Annotated in this window: 18 protein-coding genes, 1 tRNA gene and 1 pseudogene; 13 read left to right on the top strand and 7 right to left on the bottom strand. The window is 67.9% G+C overall.

Going from position 1 to position 22,490, the window contains the following annotated elements:
- Positions 1-190: 190 nt before the first annotated feature.
- Entirely contained in the window at positions 191-2,188 is a 1,998-nt protein-coding gene (gene pabB / locus G7043_RS42485; protein ID WP_166054451.1) for an aminodeoxychorismate synthase component I, read from the top strand.
- 123 nt (positions 2,189-2,311) lie between these two features.
- Here pabB and G7043_RS42480 read toward each other — a convergent pair whose 3' ends face one another.
- The gene (locus tag G7043_RS42480) at positions 2,312-2,653 is read right to left on the bottom strand and encodes a histone-like nucleoid-structuring protein Lsr2 (RefSeq protein ID WP_030476951.1); all 342 of its coding nucleotides are present in this window, start codon (positions 2,651-2,653) and stop codon (positions 2,312-2,314) included.
- Positions 2,654-2,977: 324 nt separating this feature from the next.
- On the opposite strand from G7043_RS42480, the gene G7043_RS42475 reads away from it, so the two are divergent.
- The 4 genes from G7043_RS42475 to G7043_RS42460 all read left to right on the top strand — a co-directional run bounded on the left by G7043_RS42475 (position 2,978) and on the right by G7043_RS42460 (position 5,607).
- Positions 2,978-3,259, top strand: coding sequence for a metal-sensitive transcriptional regulator (locus G7043_RS42475; protein WP_030466675.1), 282 nt, complete (start codon positions 2,978-2,980; stop codon positions 3,257-3,259).
- 52 nt (positions 3,260-3,311) lie between these two features.
- Positions 3,312-3,385, top strand: a tRNA-Leu gene (locus G7043_RS42470).
- A 364-nt stretch (positions 3,386-3,749) separates the two neighbouring features.
- A complete protein-coding gene (locus G7043_RS42465; RefSeq protein WP_166054449.1) occupies positions 3,750-4,205 on the top strand; it encodes a hypothetical protein in 456 nt (151 codons plus the stop codon).
- A 178-nt stretch (positions 4,206-4,383) separates the two neighbouring features.
- Positions 4,384-5,607 carry a hypothetical protein gene (locus G7043_RS42460; RefSeq protein ID WP_166054447.1) on the top strand — a complete coding sequence of 408 codons (1,224 nt, stop codon included), beginning with the start codon at positions 4,384-4,386 and terminating at the stop codon, positions 5,605-5,607.
- Positions 5,608-5,678: 71 nt separating this feature from the next.
- Here G7043_RS42460 and G7043_RS42455 read toward each other — a convergent pair whose 3' ends face one another.
- The gene (locus G7043_RS42455; RefSeq protein WP_166054490.1) at positions 5,679-8,108 is read right to left on the bottom strand and encodes a zinc carboxypeptidase; all 2,430 of its coding nucleotides are present in this window, start codon (positions 8,106-8,108) and stop codon (positions 5,679-5,681) included.
- A 407-nt stretch (positions 8,109-8,515) separates the two neighbouring features.
- Here G7043_RS42455 and G7043_RS42450 point away from each other — a divergent pair, with 407 nt between their 5' ends.
- The 6 genes and pseudogenes from G7043_RS42450 to G7043_RS42425 all read left to right on the top strand — a co-directional run bounded on the left by G7043_RS42450 (position 8,516) and on the right by G7043_RS42425 (position 14,327).
- A complete protein-coding gene (locus tag G7043_RS42450) occupies positions 8,516-10,099 on the top strand; it encodes a LamG domain-containing protein (protein ID WP_166054445.1) in 1,584 nt (527 codons plus the stop codon).
- 95 nt (positions 10,100-10,194) lie between these two features.
- Positions 10,195-11,451 (top strand): tetratricopeptide repeat protein, encoded by a 1,257-nt coding sequence (locus G7043_RS42445; RefSeq protein ID WP_166054443.1) that lies wholly within the window; start codon positions 10,195-10,197, stop codon positions 11,449-11,451.
- 168 nt (positions 11,452-11,619) lie between these two features.
- Positions 11,620-12,456, top strand: a complete 837-nt coding sequence (locus G7043_RS50220) for a cellulose-binding domain-containing protein (RefSeq protein ID WP_207312454.1) — start codon at positions 11,620-11,622, stop codon at positions 12,454-12,456.
- A 106-nt stretch (positions 12,457-12,562) separates the two neighbouring features.
- Positions 12,563-13,068: pseudogene (locus G7043_RS50480) on the top strand (SMP-30/gluconolactonase/LRE family protein).
- A 57-nt stretch (positions 13,069-13,125) separates the two neighbouring features.
- The gene (locus tag G7043_RS42430) at positions 13,126-13,740 is read left to right on the top strand and encodes a ClpP family protease (RefSeq protein WP_166054439.1); all 615 of its coding nucleotides are present in this window, start codon (positions 13,126-13,128) and stop codon (positions 13,738-13,740) included.
- Positions 13,737-14,327: a ClpP family protease gene (locus tag G7043_RS42425; protein WP_166054437.1), complete on the top strand. Its 591-nt coding sequence runs from the start codon at positions 13,737-13,739 to the stop codon at positions 14,325-14,327. Before G7043_RS42430 ends, G7043_RS42425 begins: the two co-directional genes overlap by 4 nt.
- Here the strand turns inward: G7043_RS42425 and G7043_RS42420 are convergent.
- Positions 14,324-14,671 carry a helix-turn-helix domain-containing protein gene (locus G7043_RS42420; protein ID WP_166054435.1) on the bottom strand — a complete coding sequence of 116 codons (348 nt, stop codon included), beginning with the start codon at positions 14,669-14,671 and terminating at the stop codon, positions 14,324-14,326. The two genes, G7043_RS42425 and G7043_RS42420, sit on opposite strands and share 4 nt — an antisense overlap.
- 149 nt (positions 14,672-14,820) lie before the next feature.
- Between G7043_RS42420 and G7043_RS42415 the strand changes: the two genes are divergently transcribed.
- Together G7043_RS42415 and G7043_RS42410 are read left to right on the top strand one after the other, a co-directional pair.
- Positions 14,821-15,624: a calcium-binding protein gene (locus G7043_RS42415; protein ID WP_166054433.1), complete on the top strand. Its 804-nt coding sequence runs from the start codon at positions 14,821-14,823 to the stop codon at positions 15,622-15,624.
- 47 nt (positions 15,625-15,671) lie between these two features.
- The gene (locus G7043_RS42410; RefSeq protein ID WP_166054431.1) at positions 15,672-16,424 is read left to right on the top strand and encodes a hypothetical protein; all 753 of its coding nucleotides are present in this window, start codon (positions 15,672-15,674) and stop codon (positions 16,422-16,424) included.
- Here G7043_RS42410 and G7043_RS50215 read toward each other — a convergent pair.
- From G7043_RS50215 to G7043_RS42390, 4 genes are read right to left on the bottom strand one after another with little or no spacing between them, the layout of a single operon-like run.
- Positions 16,396-19,380, bottom strand: coding sequence for a BTAD domain-containing putative transcriptional regulator (locus G7043_RS50215; RefSeq protein ID WP_166054429.1), 2,985 nt, complete (start codon positions 19,378-19,380; stop codon positions 16,396-16,398). The two genes, G7043_RS42410 and G7043_RS50215, sit on opposite strands and share 29 nt — an antisense overlap.
- 43 nt (positions 19,381-19,423) lie before the next feature.
- On the bottom strand, positions 19,424-20,920 hold the full coding sequence (locus G7043_RS42400) for a tripartite tricarboxylate transporter permease (protein ID WP_166054427.1): 1,497 nt from the start codon (positions 20,918-20,920) through the stop codon (positions 19,424-19,426).
- A complete protein-coding gene (locus G7043_RS42395; protein ID WP_166054425.1) occupies positions 20,913-21,404 on the bottom strand; it encodes a tripartite tricarboxylate transporter TctB family protein in 492 nt (163 codons plus the stop codon). The genes G7043_RS42400 and G7043_RS42395 overlap by 8 nt, the downstream gene beginning before the upstream one ends.
- A complete protein-coding gene (locus tag G7043_RS42390) occupies positions 21,401-22,381 on the bottom strand; it encodes a Bug family tripartite tricarboxylate transporter substrate binding protein (protein ID WP_166054423.1) in 981 nt (326 codons plus the stop codon). Before G7043_RS42390 ends, G7043_RS42395 begins: the two co-directional genes overlap by 4 nt.
- Positions 22,382-22,490: the final 109 nt, after the last annotated feature.

The raw sequence follows: 22,490 nt of genomic DNA, 5'->3' as shown, positions 1-22,490 counted from the left end.
TACCCAGCCTCGAACAACGCGACAGCAGCCTCCCGCTGCCGCTCACACAACGAACTTCGTGGATGCAACGAACCGCTCCCCGGAGAGTCGGAACTGGATACCAGTCCAACTTCCGGGGAGCGGTTCATTTGTGGCCGCCCTCTCTCGTTGCTCTTTTAGGGTGTTTTGGCAGGTAGAGTGCCGTCCTGCAATGCGCACTCTGCTCATCGACAACTACGACTCGTTCACGTTCAACCTCTTCCAGCACCTCGCTGAGGTGAACGGTGCCGAGCCCGTGGTCGTCCACAACGACGACCCGCGATTTCGGCTGGCCTCACTGCGTTCGTTCGACAACGTGGTGATCTCGCCCGGACCCGGCCGGCCGGGCAATCCCGCCGACTTCGGCATCTGCCGCGCGGTGATCGAGCACGCCGAGATTCCGTTGCTGGGCGTGTGTCTCGGACACCAGGGACTGTGTCTTTCCTACGGCGCTGTGGTCGGCCCTGCGCCCGTGCCGCGCCATGGGATCGTTTCCCCCGTCACGCACACGGGCGTGGACGTGTTCGCCGGGTTGCCGTCGCCGTTGGACGTCGTGCGCTACCACTCGTTGGCGGTCACGGACCTGCCTTCTTCTTTGGAACCCGTCGCGTGGAGCGACGACGGCGTGCTGATGGGTGTGCGCGCTCTCGACCGACCCGCGTGGGGTGTGCAGTTCCACCCCGAGTCCATCTGCACGGACTTCGGGCGCGAGATGCTCGCGAACTTCGGCGCGCTGACCCCCACGCGGACGGTCGCGGTGCCGGAACCGGTGCTGGTTCGTCGAGAGCCTCAGCGGCGCGCTGTGCACGTCCGGCGCCTGGACCTGCCCGTCGACGCCGAGGCGGCGTTCGCGGCGCTCCACGGGGCGTCTGAGGCCGCGTTCTGGCTGGACAGCGGGTCCGGTGGGCGGTTCTCCTTCATGGGGGACGCCTCGGGGCCCCTCGCGCGCGTCGCGCAGTACTCGGTGCCGGACCAGGAACTCGTGCTCGACGGCGAACGGTTGTCCTGTCCGTCCTTCTTCTCGTGGCTGGACGACGACCTCGCGCAGTGGGGCGTGGAGCAGCCCGATGTGCCGTTCGACTTCGCACTGGGGTGGGTCGGGTATCTCGGCTACGAGTTGAAGGCGGAGTGCGGCGGCGACTTCGCACACCGCGCGGAACAGCCTGACGCGTCGTTCGTCTTCGCGGACCGTGCCGTGGTCATCGATCACGTTGATGATTGCGTCTATTTGCTGTCGTTGACCGACGACTCCTGGTTCGGCGACGTTTCTGCCGTCCTGGCGGACTTGAGGCATTTGGGTGAGCCTTTGCGGCCGGTCGTGTCCGATGTGACGCTGCGGCATCCGCGTGCGCACTACCTGAAGCTGATCGGTGCCTGCCAGGAAGCGATCACGGCGGGGGAGACGTACGAGGTGTGCCTGACGAACATGATGTCGTGCACGACGCCGGGACCCGCCTCGTTCGACCCGTGGGACACTTATCGGCTGCTTCGTGCCGCAAATCCCGTTCCGTTCGGGGCGTTGCTGCGTTTCGGTGAACTGTCCGTGCTCAGCACGTCACCCGAACGATTTATCCGGATCGACCGAGATGGCGTCGTGGAGTCATCGCCGATCAAGGGCACCCGCCCTCGCGGTGTTGATGAGCCGGCCGACGAGATGTTGCGCACTGCGTTGGTCCGTTCGGTCAAGGACCGGGCGGAGAACCTGATGATCGTGGACCTCGTCCGCAACGATCTCGGCACGTGCGCGGAAGTGGGTTCGGTCGAGGTGACGCGGTTGTTCGACGTCGAGACCTATGCGACCGTGCACCAATTGGTGAGCACCGTGAGGGCCAGGCTTCGGCCGGACAGTTCTGCCGTCCGATGTGTTCGAGCCGCGTTTCCCGGTGGATCCATGACCGGTGCACCGAAGATCCGGACCATGCAGATCCTTGATGGGTTGGAAGCCGGTCCACGTGGGGTGTACTCGGGAGCGCTCGGTTACTTCTCGCTCAACGGAGCCGCCGACTTCAGCATCGTCATCCGAACCCTCGTCGCGAACGGCGACCAGGTCAGTTTCGGTGTTGGCGGAGCTGTGATCTCGCTGTCCGACCCTGACGAGGAATTCGAGGAGACAGCGGTCAAGGCAACAGCGGTGTCACGCCTGTTCGGAGCGGACTTTCCCGGTCGTTGATCCCACGTTCCGGGGATGGTGTGAACGAACCGGACTGTGTTTGATCCTGATGGATCGCAAACCTCGGGTTAACACGTCGGCCGGCGACCCGGCCGACGTGTGGAAACCTCGCATGTGCGCAGGTCAGGAGGCGTGCGCTTCCTGGAACTGCACGACCAGGTTCTGCGGAATGCGACCACGGTCCGAGATCTGGTGCCCCTGTGCGCGGGCCCAGTCACGAATGCGCTGCGCCTCGGCCTTGTCGGTGGCCTTCACCGTCGACTTGCCGGTGCCCTTGCGCTGCTTGCGGCCACCCGCACGACGGGCCTTGCCGACGAAGTCTGCCAGCGACTCGCGAAGCCGCTCCGCATTTCCCTTCGACAGGTCGATGGCGTACTCGACACCGTCAAGTGCGAAGGTCACGGTCTCGTCGGCTTCTCCGCCGTCGAGGTCGTCGATGAGTTGGACGACGGTCTGCTGTGCCACTGTTCCTCCGTTGGGTACTCACATAGCACGCGGATCCTCGACGTAACCACGTGCTTCGACAACACCATAGTCCAGATGAGGAAAAACGGCGAACCTTTCGCCGCTAAAATGTGACCCAACCGCCCGGTCGGGTCATTTACCCGGTGAAACCGCAGGGGTGTTATGGGTCCAAAATGTGCAGCTAGTCGTCTCACATCGACCCGTTGCTGGGCTTGCTGGCCGCTTCGCCATTCCCGCTGACGGAGCAGCGTTGCACATAACGCACCCCCAACCGGTGCGGGTATCCTCGACATACCCGCCAGGGGTAGGGAAGGTCAGGGGCAGATGCACGGGTACACCGCGGACAAGGACGCATACCTCAAGCGACTGCGCCGCATCGAGGGACAGATCCGCGGTCTCCAGCGCATGGTCGAGAACGACGAATACTGCATCGACGTCCTCACTCAGATCTCCGCGGCCACGAAGGCGCTGCAGGCGGTGTCGCTCGGGTTGCTCGACGAGCACCTGAAGCATTGTGTGGCGCAGGCCGCCGCCGAGGGCGGGCCGGTGGCGGAGGAGAAGCTCGCGGAGGCGTCAGCGGCCATCGGACGGCTCGTCAAGTCGTAGGGGTCCCCTGCGGAAACCTGTTGGCCTGATCCGCTAGAGTTCACTCCGCTACGCCCCCGTAGCCCAATCGGCAGAGGCAGCGGACTCAAAATCCGTCCAGTGTGCGTTCGAGTCGCACCGGGGGCACGGACTTCGGGCGAGGTGTGTTCGCGGAAAGCGCGAACCATGCCTCGCCCGTGGTGTTTTCTGGGGGCCGAGCCCCCAGACCCCCAGCCGGGGCGCTGCGCCCCCGGACCCCCGCTTCGGGTCGTCGCTTCGCTCGACCCCCGCTTCGGGTCGTCGCTTCGCTCGACCCGGAGCCCGCCTGGGCTGTGCGCTGAGGCGGTCGGGTTGTTGTGATCGTTTTGGTTCGGCAACGGGAACGATTGACACGAACTTCAGTGGGGCTGTCGGACTGCTGGGTATTCCAGGTGTGGTCGACAGCGGCAACCCGATTGGGGTCGGTTTCCGTCCTTTTGGTGTGGCGGTTGGGCCGGAGGAAGGAATTGCCGTGAGCGCTCGAATAATTTGGTGCCTGTGTGCTGGTTTCGCCCTGCTGGTCGGTTCGTGTGCGGCCGGAACTGACTCGGCGCAGCAGCCTCGGACGCTCGGTCCGCTCGCCGTGCTCGAAGATCCGGCGCAGGGCGAGTCGACGAGCTTGGGCGGCACCGGGCGGGTGCACGTCACCGAACGGTGTGTGGAGCTGGAGGTGGCCGAGACCGGTGCGCGCAGGCTGCTCGCGTGGCGATCGGCGCAGGTCGAGTGGGATTCCGGTGCGATCACGTTCATCAGGGCCGACGGCGATCGGCTGACGATCAAAGCCGGTGACGCGGTGACCGTCAGCGGCGAGGACCTCGTCGGTGACGAGCCGGTCGAGCGCCGTGTTCGCTGGGTTGCGGAGCCGGACGCGAGCTGTGCTCGCGACGTGTTCGTCGTCCACGACGCGAGGCGGGTGGAGCCGAGCTGATACTCGTATTATCAAGTGAATACTCTCCGGTTGGTGTCACGATCCGTTGATTTATCTCGCATCGGAAAGATTTCGAATCGCTTTGGTGCGTACATAAGGCGGTACCTGGTGGCGATGTGGCCTGTCAGGGTTCCTGGCCGAGGACGTCTGTTCCTCATTCGTCATCAGGGGAGTCGCCGTGAAGTTTTCGAGGATTCCAATAGCACTCGCATCGTGCGCGCTCGTCGGCGCCGCGTTCACCGCACCGGCCACCGCCGGTCCGCTGGGTACGGGCAGCGGACCGGCGGTCGTCGAAGGTTCGACGGGACCGGAGGCGTTGGCCACCGATCTGGCGCTGGTCGCCAAGAGCAGAGGCTGGACGGTCGAACAGGCCGCCGCGCAGCACGCGGTGGCCGAGGCGTTCGGCAAGGTGCAGCAGGAGATTTCGGTCAAACGCCAGGACGCCTACGCCGGTGCGAAGCTGTCCGAGACGCCGGGAGGCGCGCCGACGCTCTACGTCAAGGGCAAGGCCGACGACGATCTGCTGGCGCGGGTCCGCGCCTCGGGCGTCGCGGTCGAGATCGCCGACAACCGGCCGCATTCGTGGCTGGAGCTCGAGGAACGGTCGATCCGGCTCAACCACCGGCTGGTCGGCATCGGCTTCCAGGACGTGGTCACGTCCTTCGACGAGACGACCTCGACGGTCGAGGCCGTGGCGACCAGGAGACCTAACCTGCCCGCCCAGGCCCAGCAGGTCCTCTCCCGCCTCTCCGCGGACGAGGCGCGAGGTGTCCGGCTGGCGCTGATCGACGACGACGTCGCGTCCGACGAACAGGCTTTCGGCGGAATGTCGGTTCAGGACGACGGTGTCTTCGAGTGCACCAGTGGCTGGGCCGTGCAGAACGGCTCCGGCACCACCGGCGTGACCACGGCGGGGCATTGTGACGGCATCAACCAGATCGTCGATCCCGCCGTCGGCACCCACGCGGTGGTCCACCAGGCCGAGCACCGCGGCGAGTGGGGCGACGTCGAGTGGAAGACCTCCGCGGTGGCCGAGCCCGACGACTTCTACGCCAGCGCGACGGAGGTGCGGGACGTCGCGGCGGTGGAGCCGCGTGCCTCGATCACCGTCGGCGAGGCGGTCTGCGTCTACGGGCGCTCGTCCAACTCGCGTGACTGCGGCGACACCGTGTTCCGGACGTCGATCTCCTGCACCAACAGCGGTGTGTTCAACGACCGCCTGGTGGCGATGAACGCGAAGAACACCACGATCGGTGGCGACAGCGGTGGCGGCTGGTCGTTCAACTTCACGGCCTTCGGCTCGCACAAGGGTGGCTGCACCGTCGACGGCTCGGTCCGCAACGTCTTCAGCGTCGCGGACCTCTACGACGAGGCATTGGGTGTCAGCGTGCGCACGAGCTGAGTGAACGCTTGACGTTGTTCCTGCGGCGGCCGGTGCCGAGTTGCACCGGCCGCCGCAGGACTTGACTGCTGTTACCTGCGTTCCTTGGCGGTGCTGGCCGAGCGGGTGCAGACGTCGCCCACGTCGGTGGTCTGGCCGCGGTCCACGTAGATCTCCGCGAGGCCGACCAGCCGGCCGCGCGAGTCGCTGCACGTGAGGGTGTACGGCTCCTTGGGGCCGTAGGTCATGGGCAGCGGTGAGGAGAACTCGACGGCCAGGTTGGACCAGTCGTCCGTCTTCGCCGGATCGGCCTGGGAGTAGTTGACCAGCACGGCGGTGTAGTCACCGGCGGGCGGGTCGAACACCCTGGCCTTCTCGGAGTTGGTGCCGCCGGTGGCCGACGACGTGACCAGGTTGCCCGCCGAGTCGAAGACGTAGAGGTCCCAGTCGGTGTCGGCCTTGGCCCAGTTGACGCTGATCTCCATCTTGCCGTTGTCCGCGGTGGGCATGCCCTCGACTCGGAACGGGATGCGCTCGGCGACCGGGTTGTTCGGGAAGTCCGTGTTGGTCGCCGGAACGCCGTCCGGGTTGGCCAGCACCAGCTTCTGCTGGGCCGGGCCCTGCGGGTCGCGGCCGTAGTTGCCGGCGACGTACGGACGGGTCGAGGGGTTGACCGCCCAGTTGAACTTGCCGCCGGTGCTGACCAGGTCGGACTTGATCACGTCGGCCCACTGGATCGGGTCGGACGTGGTGCCGCCCGGCTGCATGATCCGCGAGGTCGGCGTGCTGAAAGCCTTGCGCACCTGGAGCTTGTAGCCCTTGGGGGCCGAACCGACGAGAGTGGAGTGCGCGGTCTGGTCCGCGGTGTTCGCGAGCATGTCGACGAACGCCTGCCGGTTGCCGCCCTTGCCCTCACCCGCGGCCGGAGCGAGGCCCGCGTACTCGGCGACGACCTTGCTGAACTGCGGGTGGAACTCGTCGGGGCCGACCTCGAACGTGAACGCCCAGCCGCCCGTCGCGTAGTACGACCAGTCCTCCAGGCCGCCGGTCGCGTCGTACAGCTGCCACACCGGCTGGCTCTTGTAGCCGTTGCGGGAAGCCAGCTTGTCGCCCAGTGCGCGGTAGGCCGGCTCGTCGAGCGGAGGCCGGACGTCGGCGACGCCGGGCACGCGCAGCACCAGGTTCGAGTAGGTGTGCAGGGTGATCAGGTTGGTCACCGCGTGGGTGGAGACGATCGAGCGGACGTTGCGGGTCTCCGGCTCGGAGAACGGCCCGGAGCCGCGGTAGGTGTCGCTGCTCCACTGGAAGGACGCGCCGGGGCCACCCCAGAGACCCGCGTAGTTGCGGTTGGGGTCGGTGCCGCGCAGCCGGCCCGCGGGGTTCGCCCCGCAGGCACCGGTCCGCAGTTCCTCCGGCGAGTCGGACACGTTGCAGTTCTTGCGCTTCATCTCGTAGTCGAACTGGCTGAAGTCGCCCTTGGGCTCGGCCTCGCGGGAGACGCTGAACCCGTCCGGGTTCACGATCGGCACCACGATGTTGCGCGTCTTCTGCACCAGCGACTTGAGCTCTCCGCCCGCTCGGAAGCCCTTCACCAGTTCGTACGCCCACTCCACGGCGTGCTCACCGGCCGGCCATTCCCGCGCGTGGTGCACGCCCATGGTGAAGTTGACGGGCTTGCCGTCACCCACCTTGGTGACCGGGGTGGCGATCTCCACGCCGACGACGTCGCGGCCTTCCCTGGTCGGTTCCGGCAGGGTGAAGGCCCTGACCAGACCGGGGTTGCGGCGGGCCAGCTCCTTGAGCTCGTACTCGTACTCGTACAGGTGCCGGTAGGAGGTTCGTCCCGACGGCAGAACGGACTTCTCGGTGCGGGCGTCGTACTCGACGTCCGCTTTCGCGTTCTCGATGGACTTCGCCGAGAGGTTCGGCTGCACGACGGTGGACCGCATGCCGCTGTCGCTCAGCTTCTTGCGGTCCTCCGCGCCGGCCAGCACGACCTCGACGCCGGTGGCGTCGGCCTTCTCGGTGACGTCGAGGCCGAGCGCGAACAGGTGGTCCTTCTGCTTCCTGGTGGGCGTTTCCACGCGCACGATCTCGGCCTGCTGCGCGGAGTCGCGCGGCGCGACGGCGAGGAAGTCCACGCCGAGGGTGACGGTGCGGGAGGAACCGGACAGGCGGCAGGCCTGGACGACGAGCTGCTGGCCCTTCTTCACGAAGCTCTCGGCGAGCTCGGCGCTGCGCAGCGCGGCGGAGGCCGCCACGACCGCGCCGGTGTCCCGGTCGAACACGGCGACGTCCCAGTCGCCGGACCCGCTGCCGTGCGGGCGGAGCCGCGCCTGGACGAGACCGTCCACTGTGGAGGTGACCTGGTGCAGGGCGACGCCCCGGTCGCGCTTTGTCAGCGGCTTCTCGAAGCACGAGCGCGCGACGGCCTGGTCGCTGCGCAGAGTGCTGTCCTGCGCGCTGGCGGTCGACGCGGTCAGCCCGGCGACCACAAGACCGCTGACGCCGAGCGCGGTGATCGTCCGCCAGGCGGGCAGCCGCGTTCTGGAAGAGCCGCCGGAACGATCTGGAGCAGGTGAGTTGGGCACAGGGTCTCGCACGATGAATTCTCCGAATTCCCAACGAAGTCGCGTAGCGGGGTAGAGGCGCGACGGTAGCAACGAGTTGCGTCTCAATTGAGAGCCGGAAGGATGGTTCCCTCCTTGGTGTGCAACTGTTCCTGCGGTTGGGCGGGTCGTCTTTCGCGGCCTGACGTGCCGGGAGGTTTCCGCGAAGGGCGGAATTTTTTCTGCGGTCCACACTGCTCGTGCGCGCTGTTGTACAGGCGGGAGTGCGCGTGCGAGGCTTCGGGCGGATTGACGTTTCGCGGGTTGTCGGGGGCGCGCGCGGATCGCTTGGGGGCTTCGTCTTGAGACGTGTATTTGTCGTGCGCGCAGTGCTGCCGGTGGTGGCGGCGTTGTCGCTTTTGCAGGTGGTCCAGGCGCCGGCGGCGATGGCCGCGCCGGACGCGCCCACGTTCTCCTCCTCGGTGTACAAGACGTCGGGCTGTGCCCCGGAGGGGTGCGGCGGGATCGGTGTCGAGGACACGTTCGTGTTCTCGAGCTCACCCGACGTCGTGAAGTACCGCTGGGGCTTCACCGACCCGCCGTCGACGACGGTCGCTGCCGGCACTCCAGTGCAGTGGACCCCGGACACGCACGGCTCGAAGAACCTCTACATCGAGGCGGTCGACGCTCAGGGAGCGTGGACCCGCAGCATGTTCGAGTTCTACGTGGCGGGTCCGACGCCTCCCGCGGCGCGATGGTTCCTCGATGACGACCCCGCGTTCGACGGCACTGGCAATGGTCACGACCTGGTGCTGACCGGTCTGGACACGGCTCGCGCCGGCCGGACGGTCGCGGGGTGGGGTGCGATCGGGTTCGACGGTGTGACGTCCAACGGCGCGACGACGGCGAAGGTGTTCGAGGCCGGTCCTGGGATCTCGGTGTCCGCCTGGGTTCGTCTTGCCGACGACACGGCCAGCCGGACGGTGGTGAGCCAGCAGGGTTCGGTGGAGTCAGCGTTCCGGCTCGGCTACGACGCCGCCTCGCACAAGTGGGAGTTCGCGTTGGCTGAGGAAGACGCCGCGAACGCCGAACAGAAGGCGGCAGAGTCGAACGCACCCGCCGCTGCGGGTGTCTGGACGCATCTGATCGGTGCGTACGACAGCGCGAGCCGCGAGGTGAAGCTGTACGTGGACGGCGTCTTGCAGAGCACGATCGCGGTGGTGAACAACGGGTTCGTTGCCAACGGTGAACTGTGGATCGGCAAGGCGCTGCGCAACTCCGCGGCAACCGAGGCGTGGCACGGAGATCTCACCGAGATGATCGCGTGGAACCGCGCGATCATGCCGCAGGAAGTCCGGAAGATGACCGACGCCGCCGAGGTCAGCGAGGTTGGCCGCTGGATGTTCAACGAAGAAACCGGCTCGCTCGCGCGCGACAGCTCGCTTTACTCGCGTGACCTGAGGCTGAACATTGCCGGTGGCGCCAAGTGGGGTGCGGGTGTCGCGGGTGCCGCGGGTCTGGAACTCACCGGCGGCACCAGTTCCGCGAGCACGAGTGAACCTGTGCTGTACACCGATCAGTCGTTCGCGGTGGACATGTGGGCCAAGCTCAACGACACCGGCACCGCCCGCACGGTGGTGGCCCAGCGCGGGTCGTCCGGAGTGGACCCGTTCACGCTGAAGTACGACGGCTCGCGGTGGAGCGCCGAGATGCCGAACGCGGCTGCAAAGACAGACGCGGTCGTGAACAAGTGGACTCACCTCGTGGCCAGCTACGACGCGAGCGCGCGCACGCTCACGCTGACGGTCGGTTACCAGGACAGCCCTGACGTGCTGAAGAGCGTTGTCAGCGGTGTGGTGGGCTGGAACTCCGACGGTGTGCTGTCGGTCGGTCGTGGCAGCACGGGCGAGTCGTTCAACGGCAACGTCGACGAACTGACGGTGCTGCAGGGCGTGTATCGCTGACGTATCGAAATCCGGATACGCGCCGGCAACGTGCCGTCCCCTTGACTCGACCACAGGTCTGAGGAATTGGGGGCAAGACTTTGACTGGTGAAGGAATGTGGGATCGGCGTTCGATCCTTCGCGCCGCTGGTGTGATGGCCGCGGCCGCGCCACTGCTGGGGGGCACGGCCTCGGCGTCACCGGGCGACGCGGACGCGTTGTTCAAGGCCGGGAAGTTCGAGCAGGCCGGCCGTGCGTACGAGGAAATCCTGAGGAACGACCCCCGGAACGTGCACGCCGCGAGTCAGCGCGGCTATGTGGGGTTGCTGGCCAACAGGTTCGCCGACGCCGAGAAGTACCTCAAGATCGCCGTGGACCTGGCACCCGGCGACAAGGCGATCCACCGGTTCCTGGCCGACTGCTACACGCGGCAGGACAAGTTCGCCGCGGCCGCGCCGCATTGGCGTGCTGCCGACGAGGAGAGCTACGCCAAGGTGTCCGAGGCGATCGGACCCGAGCCGTACCGGATCAACGGCGACATCGGGCGCGCGCCGTGGTCGGCGCTGGATCCGATGGCGTTGATGCCGGTGTCGCTCAACGGCGGGTCGCCGAAGAGCTTCGCCTTCTACACCCGCATCGGGCCGATGAACATCTCGGCGGCTGCGGCGCGGGAAGCCGGGCTGCACGCGGTGGCCGAGGAGGAGTACGAGTACCTCGGCAAGATCCGGCGGGCCTACGCCGGGATCCTGAGCTCCTTCCGGCTGGGTGACATCGAACTGTGCAACGTCCCGGTGCGCTGGCCGGAGGTGGACGACGGTCCCGGCCCGGACGGGATGATCGGCACGTGGGTGCTCTACCACTTCCTGAGCACGATCGACTACGCCGGCCGGTCGCTGATCCTGCGCCGCAGAACCCCCGAAACGGCCCGGCAGGCCCGTGTCGACGCGGGGTCCGAGCCGTTGCCGCTGTGGCTTGCCCGCGAGCAGCTGACGTTCAGCAAGGGCAGCTTCGCCGGCTCCGGGCCGAAGGTGATCGGACTGCACCTCGGTGGCATCGGCAGCAACGTCGCGGGCATGTGGGAGGGGACGGCGAAACAGTTGCGCATCCGCACCGACCACGACCGTCCTGAGGAGACTTCGGCCGGCGGTCAGGCGATCGTCGTGCATCCCTGTTACCCGAACGAGATCCGCCTCGGCACCGCCACCGCCAAGGGCGCCTACTCCGTCGCGAGTGTGCGGAACCTGCACGACGGCCACGGGTTTGACGTGCTCGGGGACCTCGCGCACAGCTTCTTCAAGCCCTATCGCGTCACCCTCGATTTCGTCGACATGATGGTCCACATCGCACGAGGTGCGGCTGGCTCGCGTAGTTGATCAAGTCCGAACGGCGGAGTGAGCGAAGCTCGCAAAACGATACGGTCGTCAAAGTTTCAACGACCGCGTCGGGAGCTCTTGGTGGTCCGGAAGTTCTTGTCAGTTCTCATGGTTCTCCTGACGTGCGCGTGCACGACGGAGAGTCCAGCGCCCCCTGTGGACACTCGGGTGTGGACGCGGCCGCCGACGTTGGTGACCGATGCGCAGGAGAACGTGCCCAGGTTCGTGCGCGAGGTGATCGACGGCCGCACGGTCGTGCTGGACACCGGTGAGCGCGTCCAGATCTCGTTGCTCGCCCCGGCCGCGGAGTGCTGGGCCGCGGCCGCGATCGCCTTCGCGACGAAGACCTTGGTGGCCAAGCCGGTTCGGATGACCTCGTTCATCCCTGGTGAGATCAACCTGTGGCTCGAGGACGGCACCGACTACGCGCTCCTCGCCGTGCGGGAGGGAGTGCTGCGCGCTCAGGGCGCGGCCGGTGCGCTGGCCGAGGCGGAAGCCGCCGCGGCGCGCGAAGACCGTGGCCTGTGGGGACTTCCGTGCAACGGCATGGATGTCACGCCGACGACCACCACCACTGCGCCGAAGCGGGTCCAGCAGCCGGAACCGGTCGTGACGACCACTGCCGCGCCTCCGGTGGTTACCACGACCACTCCGCCACCACCGCCACCGCCTCCGCCCGCCGCGCCGCCGTGCGCTGTCATGTACCGGATCAGCGGGCAGTGGCCCGGCGGGTTCCAGGGCGGCGTCACGATCAGGAACACCGGCAGCGCGGCGATCAACGGGTGGACGCTGGCGTGGTCCTTCGCCGACGGTCAGACCGTGAACCAGATGTGGAACGCGACCTCGTCGCAGCGCGGTGCGACCGTCAGCGCGGCCAGCGTGCACTACACGGCGACGATCGCGCCGGGGCGTGAGGTGTCGATCGGGTTCCTCGGATCCATGCGCGGCAAGAACACCGCCCCCGCGTCGTTCACGCTCAACGGAACGGCCTGCTCGACGAGCTGACTGTTGGCCCCTGTGGTCGACCATGGCAAGATAAATTAGTAATTAACTACTGATTTGATCATGTCAGGGACGAACTGTGCAGGTCGCCAGGGTTGTGCCGCTGCCGATGGCCTACGGCACCGAACCCGGCACCGGCGCCGTGCACCGGCTCGGGACGCCGTCTCCCGTCCTCAAAGGACTGACGATTCCGAACGGCCCGGCGTTCACCGGCGACGGCAGGCTCATGTACCTCGCCGACAGCGCCCGCGGCCTGGTCCACCGCTTCGACGTCGACCGCGACGGCGAACTGAGCGGCCGCCACGTCTTCTGCACACCCCGCAACACACCCCGGACGGCATGACCACCGACGTGGCGGGCAACGTCTGGATCGCGTTCTGGGGCTCGTCCTTCGTCCGCCGCTACCACCCGGACGGCACGCTGGACCGGGAAATTCGCCTGCCCGCCAGCCAGCCCACGAGCGTCTGCCTCGGCGGGCCGGACATGACCCGGCTGTTCATCACCACGGCCAACTACGGCCTGCACCGCTCGACGCCGCACGACGGCGCGTTGTTCGCCGTCGACGTCGACATCCCCGGCCGCCCGGCGAACGAGCACGTGCCTGCTGTGGGCTGATCTGCCGACAGCAGAGAAAGCGGCGGGCGACCTCGTCGAGTGGGCATCGTCAGCACCATGACGAACAACGAGAAGCTGTTCAGCCCCGGGCTGCGGGAACGGTTCTTCGGTCAGCGGGTGCTGATTCTCGACGGCGCGCTCGACGACGACAACGGCACGGTGCTGGCGACCCAACTGCTGTCGCTGGCGAGCGAGGACCCGCGGCAGGACATCGCGCTGTGGATCAACTCGCCGGGCGGTTCGGTGCCCTCGATGCTGGCGATCCGGGACGTCATGCGGCTGGTGCCGTGCGACGTGGCGACGCTGGCACTGGGACTGGCGTGCAGCGCCGGGCAGTTCCTGTTGTCCGCGGGGACTCACGGCAAGCGGTTCGCGTTGCCGCACGCGCGAATCCTGATGCACCAGGGGAGTTCGGGCATCGGCGGCTCGGCCGTCGAGGTGGAGGTGCAGGCGGACGACCTGCGCTACACCAGGGACACCGTGCTCGGGCTGATCGCCGAGGACACCGGGCAGCCGTTCGACCGGATCTTCACCGACTCGCTGCACGACCGGTGGTTCACCACGGCGCAGGCGCTCGAATACGGGTTCATCGACCACGTCGTCAGCGATCTGGCTCAGGTCGTACCTGTCCGCACGCACAAGCTGGGACTGCACTCGGGGGCTGTCGCATGAGCACTTACACGATTCCCAACGTCATCACGCGGGACGCTCGCGGCGAGCGGGTCATGGACGTCTACTCGCACCTGCTGTCCGAGCGGATCGTCTACCTCGGCACCGGGATCGACTCCGGGGTGGCCAACGCGTTGATCGCCCAGTTGTTCCACCTGGAGGCGGACAACCCGGACCTGGAGATCAACCTCTACATCAACTGCGAGGGCGGCGACCCGTCGGCGATGCTCGCGTTGTACGACACCATGCGCTACATCAAGGCACCGGTGGCGACGACGTGCGTGGGCCAGGCCGTCGCGGCCGGAGCGGTGCTGCTCGCCGCCGGTGCGGAAGGGCGCCGGTCCGTCCTGCCGCACTCCAGGGTCGTGTTGCACCAGCCGGCGGCGCAGGGGCGCGGCACGATCCCGGACCTCATCCTCGCGGCGGACGAGGTGGTCCGGGTGCGCACGCAGCTGGAGGAGATCCTGGCTCGGCACACCGGCCGGGACGTGGCCCAACTGCGCCACGACACCGACCGCGACCGCGTGTTCGACGCACCCGGTGCCGTCGAGTACGGACTCGCGGACCAGGTGCTCGACCAGCGGGCCTAAGCCACCAGGGCGAAAGCCATGGCGACCGGGCCCGAGGGACGACCCATCGGACGTGAAGTGTGGAACTGTTGTGCGCGTTGAACGAGGCGAACCTGGCCGGCGATGCTGATCAGCAGGTCGGCCAGGTCGATGCCCAGCGCCCCGGTGACCGCGGCGATCATCTCGCTCGACGGCTCCTTGCGGCCGCGTTCGATCTCGGACAGGTACTGCACCGAGATGCCGGCCCGGTCGGCGACGTCGACCAGGCGGTCGCCCCGCTCCTCTCTGGCCTCGCGCAGCTTCCGGCCCAGGGCCTCACGCCACAACGGTTCAGGAGCGCGCTTGAAGTCCAGAATCTCCGCCATGTCGTCATGGTGACAGCACCGCGACCACCGCAAAGGGCCGTTCTGCTACGAGCAGAAAGACAGCCCTAAAACAACCCGAAGGTGGCGGAAAGACCGCTGAGCAGGCTGTTCCCCGTACACAGCAACAACCACCAAGGGGAGAAAACAGCATGAGGATGCTCATCGGTCTGGGTGCCGCCACCCTCGCCGCGATCGCCATGCCCGCCGTTGCGCACGCCCAGCCGCACACCACGGTGTACGTGCAGAACAAGGTGCTGATCGTCGAGGCGGAGGCCGGCAAGACGAACAACATCACCATCGGCCTGGACCCGGTGCTCCACCGGCTCACCGTCACCGACTCCGGTGACCTGATCGCCGTCGGCGCCGGTTGTTCGCTGGGCGGAGCGAACGCGAACTGCACCTACGAGTCCGGTGCCACGAAGCTGATCACGTCGATCCAGGTCCGGGCGAACGACCTCAACGACCGCATCAACATCGCGTACGACAACACCAACGCGGACGCGATGCCGGCCCACGTGTACGGCGAAGCGGGCAACGACGTGATCGAGACCCGTGCCAGGGGCACGATCAGCGGCGGCGACGGCGTCGACCAGCTGCGGCCGAAGCGCGGCGGTGTGTCGGTGTACGGCGGTGCCGGCGTCGACCGCGTCGACTACAGCATCGGCAGCTCGCTGCACCCGAACTCGGGTGTCTCGGTGACCATCGGCTCGGGCACCGACGACGGCTACGACACGTTGGCGCTCAAGGACTACGTCGCGGGTGACGTCGAGAACCTGACCGGCACCAACTTCGTCGACCACCTGGTCGGCAACGGTCTGGCCAACAGCATCTCGGCTCTCAACGGCAACGACCTCATCTGGGGTGCGGCCGGCAACGACACCCTCAACGGCGGCCTCGGCGTGGACACCTGCCTCGACGCCGCGGACGGCGACACGCTGGTCAGCTGCCCCTGACCGGGCGACCTTAAGACCGCTTTAAGCGAGCTCGACATCCTTCGGGCATGAACGCGAAGGTGATGAGCACGGCCCTGTTCGTGCTGAGCTTGACGAGCCCGGCCGTGGCGAACGCGGCCACCGACGAGGTCGTGCAGGTGCAGAACACCAGCGCGGCCTCGTCGGCTGCCAAGACCGTGTCGGTCAGCTGCCCGAGCGGGACGAAGGTCGTCGGCACCGGCGGTTCGGTGACCGGGGAACGGACCACGATCACGCGGGTGCGGCCGAGCGCGGACCTCACCAGCGTGGAGGTCACGGCGGTCGAACACGGGGCGGGGACCGTGCAGTCGTGGACGGTGAAGGTGCGGGCGAACTGCGCGCCCGGCGACTTCACCCTGGTGTCCAAGAGCGGCACGAAGAACGCGGAGGCGACCTGCCCGGACGGCGAGAAGTCGCTCGGCGTCGCGGGCGAGACCGACGGCGTGCACCTGACCAGGTCGGCGCCCAAGAGCAATCTCAAGGGCGCCCTGGTCGAGGCACCTGATTCGGCCACCGTCACGGCGCACGCGATCTGCGGCACCCGGCCGGGACTGGTTCTGCGCGGCGGCACGTCGTCGGTCGTGATGACCAAGACCGCGACGAAGTCCGTTGCGTGTCAGGGAACCGAGCAGCCCGTCAGCGCCGGCGGTGCGGTCGGTGGCGCGGTCATCGACGACGTCGTCCCGGACAGCACCGGCGCGTCCGTCACCGGTGAGGCGGCGAGCGCGCAGGGGCAGGCAATCCGCTGGTCGATCACGCCCTACGTCGTGTGCTCGCAGTGAAAATTCCTGGGAACGGGCGCGGATCCACTTCGATCTCGCGCATCCGCGTGACGTAGGTCTGGTAGCACCGCCGTGCCTCGCCGTGGCTCCCTGCGGCGGCGAGGACGCGCACCAGCATCAGGTGCGCCGGCTCGTCGTACGGGTCGCGTTCCAGTACGCGCAGGCAATACCTGCTGGCCAGCGCGTACTCCCCACCGGACTCGGCCCGTGCGGCGAGCACCGCCACCACCTGCAGGTAGATCAACCGGGCTTCCTCGCGCAGCCTGCCCGCCCAGTCCTCGTACGGGTCCTCCTCCAGGAAGTCGCCGTGGTACGCGGACTCGGCGGCCGCCAGCAGTGACTGCGCCTCGGACGAATTGCGTTGTGCCGCAGCGAGTCCCGCTCGTGCGTCGGCGAGGAACGCGACCACGTCGACGGGCAGCACGTCCGGGTCGAGCCGGATCGCGTCCCCCTCGGCCACGATTCCGGTGCCGGCCCGCAACACACTGCGTGCCGTGGACAACGCCACCGCGAGCCGGTTCGCGACCTTCTCCGGTTCCTCGTCTGGCCACAGCAGGTTTCCCAGGCCCTCACGGGTGATCGGCCTGCCGCGCCGGGCGATGAGGATCTTCACCAGGTCCCTGGCCTTGCGCGACTGCCACGCGGCGGGCGGCAGCGGTTCGCCGTCGCGCAGCACCCGGAACCCGCCCAGGGTTTGGATGAACAACTCGGGTCGGCTCGCCTTCCGGCAGGTTTCGGCCACCGCTGCGGCCTCCTCGGCGAGCACTCGCGCGCCGAGATCCGCGGCCTGCTGCCGTGCCTCACCGGCGAGTTGTTCTCCGGCCGCACCACCGATCAGCATCGCCTGCGCCGTCCGCACCCGGATCTCACCGAGCGGGTTGCCGATCTCGCGCCACAACGTCAGCGCCTGGTCGAGCAGCACCGAGTCGCGTTCCAGCACTCCCCGCAGCCGCAACGACCGCGCGAACCCGGCCCGGTCACCGCGCCGGGGCGCGATCTCCGCGGCCTCCTGGCACAGGTCCTTGTCGTGGTCGAGCCATCCCAGCACGAGCAGCGCTGCCACGTTTTCGCCGTGTTCCAACGCTTCGCGTGCGTGCTCACGTGCCAGGTCGGGGTCGTCGTCGGAGAACAGCTCGGCCAGCCCGACGTGCGCCAGCACCATGTGCGGCACGGTGTTCTTGGCCGACGCGAGCCGCAACGCCTCGTGCAGCGCGAATCCCGCCAACGCCCGGTCGCCCCGTTTGCGGTGCACCTCGCCCAGGTAGACCAGCGGTGCCGCGGCGAGCCAGCTCCCGGCCTGGTCGAACACCTTCTGCGCCGCCAGGAAATCAGCGGCCGCCTCGTCCAACCGGCCGAGCCCGAGCAACGCCTCACCGCGGTTGTGCAGCCCGATCGCCCGGTACGTCGCGAACCCGGTGACGTCCGCGAGCGGCAGCATCTCCTCGATCTCCTGCAACGCCGCCCGGTGCTCACCCGCCTCCACGTGATGCGAGGCCCTGTTCGAGCGGATGCGGATGACGCCGAGGACGTCCCCGGCCTTCTGCGCGTGGTCCAGCGCGATGTCGTAGTGCTCGGTCAGCTCGTCGCGTTTTCCTTGTGCCGCAGCGACCATCGCGAGCACGGTGTGCGCGGTGCCGATCGCGGCGTCGTTCGTCGCCGTCTTCAACGCCCCGGTCGCCTTGTCAGACGCGGCTTCGATGTCGCCCAACGCCCAATGCGCGCTGGCGGCCGTGCTCAGCAGCATCGACTCCGCCGTCGGATCCGAGCCGTCCGGAACGTAGTCGTCGCAGATCTTCAGCGCGTCCTGGGGTCCACCGCGCAGATGCTGGATCCACGCCATGCGCCACGCCAGTTCGGCCGTGAGCCCGTCCTCGGTGGCCTGAGTGAAGCGGTCCGCCGCCTGCCGCCACTCACCGCGCAACTGGTGCGCGACACCTTCGAGCTGCCACACCTCGGCCGTGCGTTGGTCCTCGGGAACCAGGCTGGTCGCGGCGAGCACCGCGTCCGCGCCACCCGTCCGCAGCACGTCGTCGAGCAACGCCGTGACGCCGGACCAATCCTCCAGCGCGGCAAGGGAATCCACCGCGCGGACGTACTCGCCCTTCGACGTGAACCAGTGCGCCGCCGCCGCGTGCACGTCCACCGCGGGCTCCAGGAACTCCCGCGCCAACGGCACCAGCGTGAACCACCCCGGTTCTGCCCGGACCTGTTCGACGAAGAGCCCGCGCCTCGCCAGGTCGGTCAGGATCGCCGAGGCCTCGGCATGCCCCAGCGACGTCAGCAGATCGGACGTGAACCGATCGAACGCGGCGGCGGTCCTCAGCAACGAACGGGTCTGCTCCGGTTCCCTGCCAACGACTTCGTCGACCAGATCGCCGAGTTCCTCCACCGTGCCCGTCTCCGCCACCAGACGCACCGCGATCGGCCACCCGCCGGTCACCTCGTGCACGTCGTGACCAGCGACCACGGTGGTCTCCTCAGCGGTGAACGCGAGCTGGGCCGCGTTGACCTCGGTCAGCTCGCCGTCGACCTTCAGCCGCCGCAACGAGAAAGGTGGCAACGTCCGTCCGGAGAGAACCACTCGGGCGCTCTGCGGCAGTTGCAGGCACAACGCCTCCACCAGCTGCGCGGCCGAATCTCCCCGTCTGAGCACGTGCATGTCGTCCAGCACGAGCAACACGTCGTCCGGCCACGCGTCCGCCAGCAGCCCGGCGATGGCCTGCGCCCGGCCGGCTTCGTCCTCACCGGACACCGACGGCACGCTGGTCCACCCGGCGGACAAGGCAATGGCCATCGGCTGCAACAGCCGATGGCCTTCCTGGCAGGTGTGCCACACGACCGGACGGTCGGTGTCGGCTTGCGTCAGCAGCGTCGTTTTGCCGTAGCCGGCGGGTGCGACGAGAGTCGTGAGCCTCGTCGTGCAGAGCAGCCCCTCGAGCCGGGGCCGCCGGATCACCGTTGTCCTCCCACGCCCCAAGATCGTCGCTGACGCGGTTGTGTTACACCAGGACCTTCGCCTTCTTCCGGCGCACTCGAACCACGACCGCCACCGCCAGCAGCACCGCGAGCACGCTGTACGCGACCGCGGCGAACGGGCTGGTGACGAGGGCGCTCAACGAGCCCTCGCTGATCTGCAGCGTGCGCCGGACCTGTTCCTCCGCCATCGGTCCGAGGATCAGCCCGACGACGAGCGGCGCGACCGGATATCCGTGCCGCCGCATGAAGAACCCGGCCACACCGATGATCAGCAGCACGATCAGGTCGTCCACCACGAAGTTCACCGCGTAGGTGCCCAGCGCCGCGAACAGCAGGATCCCCGCGTAGAGGTACGGCCGCGGGATCTGCAGCACCTTCACCCACATCTTCACCAACGGCAGGTTCAGCACGAGCAGCATCACGTTGCCGATGTACAGCGACGCGATCAACGCCCACACCATCGCCGAGTTGTTGGTGAACAGCAACGGTCCCGGCTGGATGCCGTAGCTCTGGAACGCCGCCACGATCACCGCGGCCGTCGCCGACGTCGGCAGGCCCAGCGTCAGCAACGGCACCAGAACGCCCGCCGCGGCAGCGTTGTTGGCCGCCTCGGGACCCGCCACGCCCTCGATCGCGCCGTGGCCGAACTCCTCCGGCTTCTTCGAGAGCTTCTTCTCGGCCGCGTAGGACAGGAACGTCGACACATCGGCGCCACCGGCCGGCACGGTGCCGATCGGGAACCCGATGAACGTGCCGCGCAGCCACGGTTTCCAGGAGCGCGACCAGAACTCGCGGTTCATCCACTTGCCGCCGATCGGGATCACCTCGATCGGCCCGTGCCGCAGCCGTGACGCCACGTACAGCGCCTCACCGACCGCGAACACACCGACCGCCACCACGACCACGTCGATGCCGTCGGCCAGCGTCGACACCCCGAGGGTGAAGCGCTGCTGCCCCGACAAGGTGTCCGTGCCGATCAGGCCGATGAACAGCCCGAGACCCAAGGACGCCAGCCCGCGCACCGGTGACGAGCCGAGCAGTGCCGCCACGGTCGTGAACGCCACGACCATCAGTGCCACGTAGTCGGCCGGACCGAGCGTCACCGCGATGTCCGCGATGGTCGGTGCCAACAGGGTCAGCAACACCGTGGCGATCGTGCCCGCCACGAACGACCCGATCGCCGCCGTCGCCAACGCCGCCGCGCCCTTTCCGGCGCGGGCCATTTTGTTGCCCTCTAAGGCAGTGACGATCGATGCGGACTCACCCGGCGTGTTGAGCAGGATCGACGTGGTCGATCCGCCGTACATGCCGCCGTAGTAGATGCCCGCGAAGATGATCAGCGCCGCCGTCGGGTCGAGCGTGTAGGTCAGCGGCAGCAGCAACGCCACCGTCATGGCCGGTCCGATGCCCGGCAGCACGCCGACGGCCGTGCCGAGCGTGACGCCCAGCAGCGCGTACAGCAGGTAGGTGGGCTGCGCGGCGGTCGCGAAACCCTCCAGCAGAGCGGTGATGCTATCCATCGAGGAACGGCACCCCTTCGAAGATCCCGGCGGGCAGTGAGAGACCCAGACCGGACGCGAACACCACCTGCACGACCAGCGCGAGCACCACCGCGATCGGCAGCGCGCGCCACCAGACCGCGCCGAGCGTCCACGCCGCGCCGAAGAACAACACGGTCGCCGCGACCGGCCAGCCGGCGATGTCGATCAGCACCAGATGTGCGACCAGCACGGCCACGAGCTTGCCCACGGTGACCCAGTCGGTGCGGACGTCCGCGTCGACGTCCTCACCCTCCTCGGCCTGGCCGAGCTTGCCGCGGGCGGTGGCGATGATCGCCGCCAGGCCCGTGGCGACGAGCAGAGCACCTACGGCGTAAGGAAAAGCACGCGGTCCGACCGCGTTGTCCGCACGCGCGGCGATCGTGGTCGCGTCGACCAGGGTGAAGACCCCGATCGCCGCGACCAGACCGCCGAACGCGTACTCCTCGACTTTTTCCGAGATCACTTCACGAGCCCGATGTTCTGCAGCGCCGGGCGGATGCGGCCGATCTCCTTGTTCAGGAACGTGGAGAACTCGCTACCGGTGAGGAACGTGTCGGTCCAGCCCTTCTTGGTGAGCTCTTCCTTCCACTGCGGGCTCGCGTGCATGTCGGTGACGAGCTTGGTCAGCCGGTCCTTGGCCTCGGGCGTGATCCCGCCCGGCGCCACGACGCCGCGCCAGTTCGTGAGCTCGACACCGAGGTTGAGCTCCTTGAAGGTCGGCACCTTCAGCGTCGGGTCCTGGTTGGGCCCGGACGTGCCGAGCGCGCGCAGCTTGCCCGCCTTGATCTGCTCGCGGTACTCGCCGATGCCGGAGATGCCGGCGTCGACCTTCTTGCCCAGCAACGCGGCCAGCGACTCGCCACCGCCCGAGTAGGGCACGTAGTTCAGCTTGTCCGGGGCGATGTCCTTCGCCTTGAGCAGCAGCCCGGCGAGGATGTGGTCGGTGCCGCCGGCCGAACCGCCGGTGATCGAGACACCCTTGCCCTTCTCCGCGATGGCCGCGAGCAGGTCGTCGACCGACTTGTACGGCGAGTCGGCGGGCACCACGAGCACCTCGTCCTCGGCGGTGAGCCGGGCGATCGGCGTGGTGTCCTCCAGCCGTGCCGTGGACGCGTTCGTCTCCACCGCGCCGACCATGACCAGGCCGGTGATCATCAGGTACGACGTGGACTTCTCGTTCGCGAGCTTCTGCAGGCCGACCGTGCCACCTGCCCCGCCGACGTTGCTGACCTGCACGGATCCGGCGAGCTTCGCCCCGGACACCGCCGCGGACATCGCCCGCGCCGTCTGGTCCCAGCCGCCACCGGGGTCGGCCGGCGCCATGATCTCCAGCTTGCCGATGGCGTCACCGCCGCCAGAGCTCTTGGCAGCCTGACCGCATCCCGCGAGCACCAGTCCGACGGCGGTCAACGCGACCGCTCGTCTCCAGCCTGCACCCATCGAGCCCACTCCTCAGCTTCGTTGCCGGACGTTGGGCGGGAACGGTAGGTATGTCGGCTGCGTAAACGTGTGCATCGGTCGTAAAAGACGTATTGGTCGTTTAGTTCGT

The sequence above is a fragment of the Lentzea alba genome (assembly GCF_011067745.1).
Taxonomy (GTDB): domain Bacteria; phylum Actinomycetota; class Actinomycetes; order Mycobacteriales; family Pseudonocardiaceae; genus Lentzea; species Lentzea alba.
This window is presented reverse-complemented; position numbering and strand designations above follow the sequence as displayed.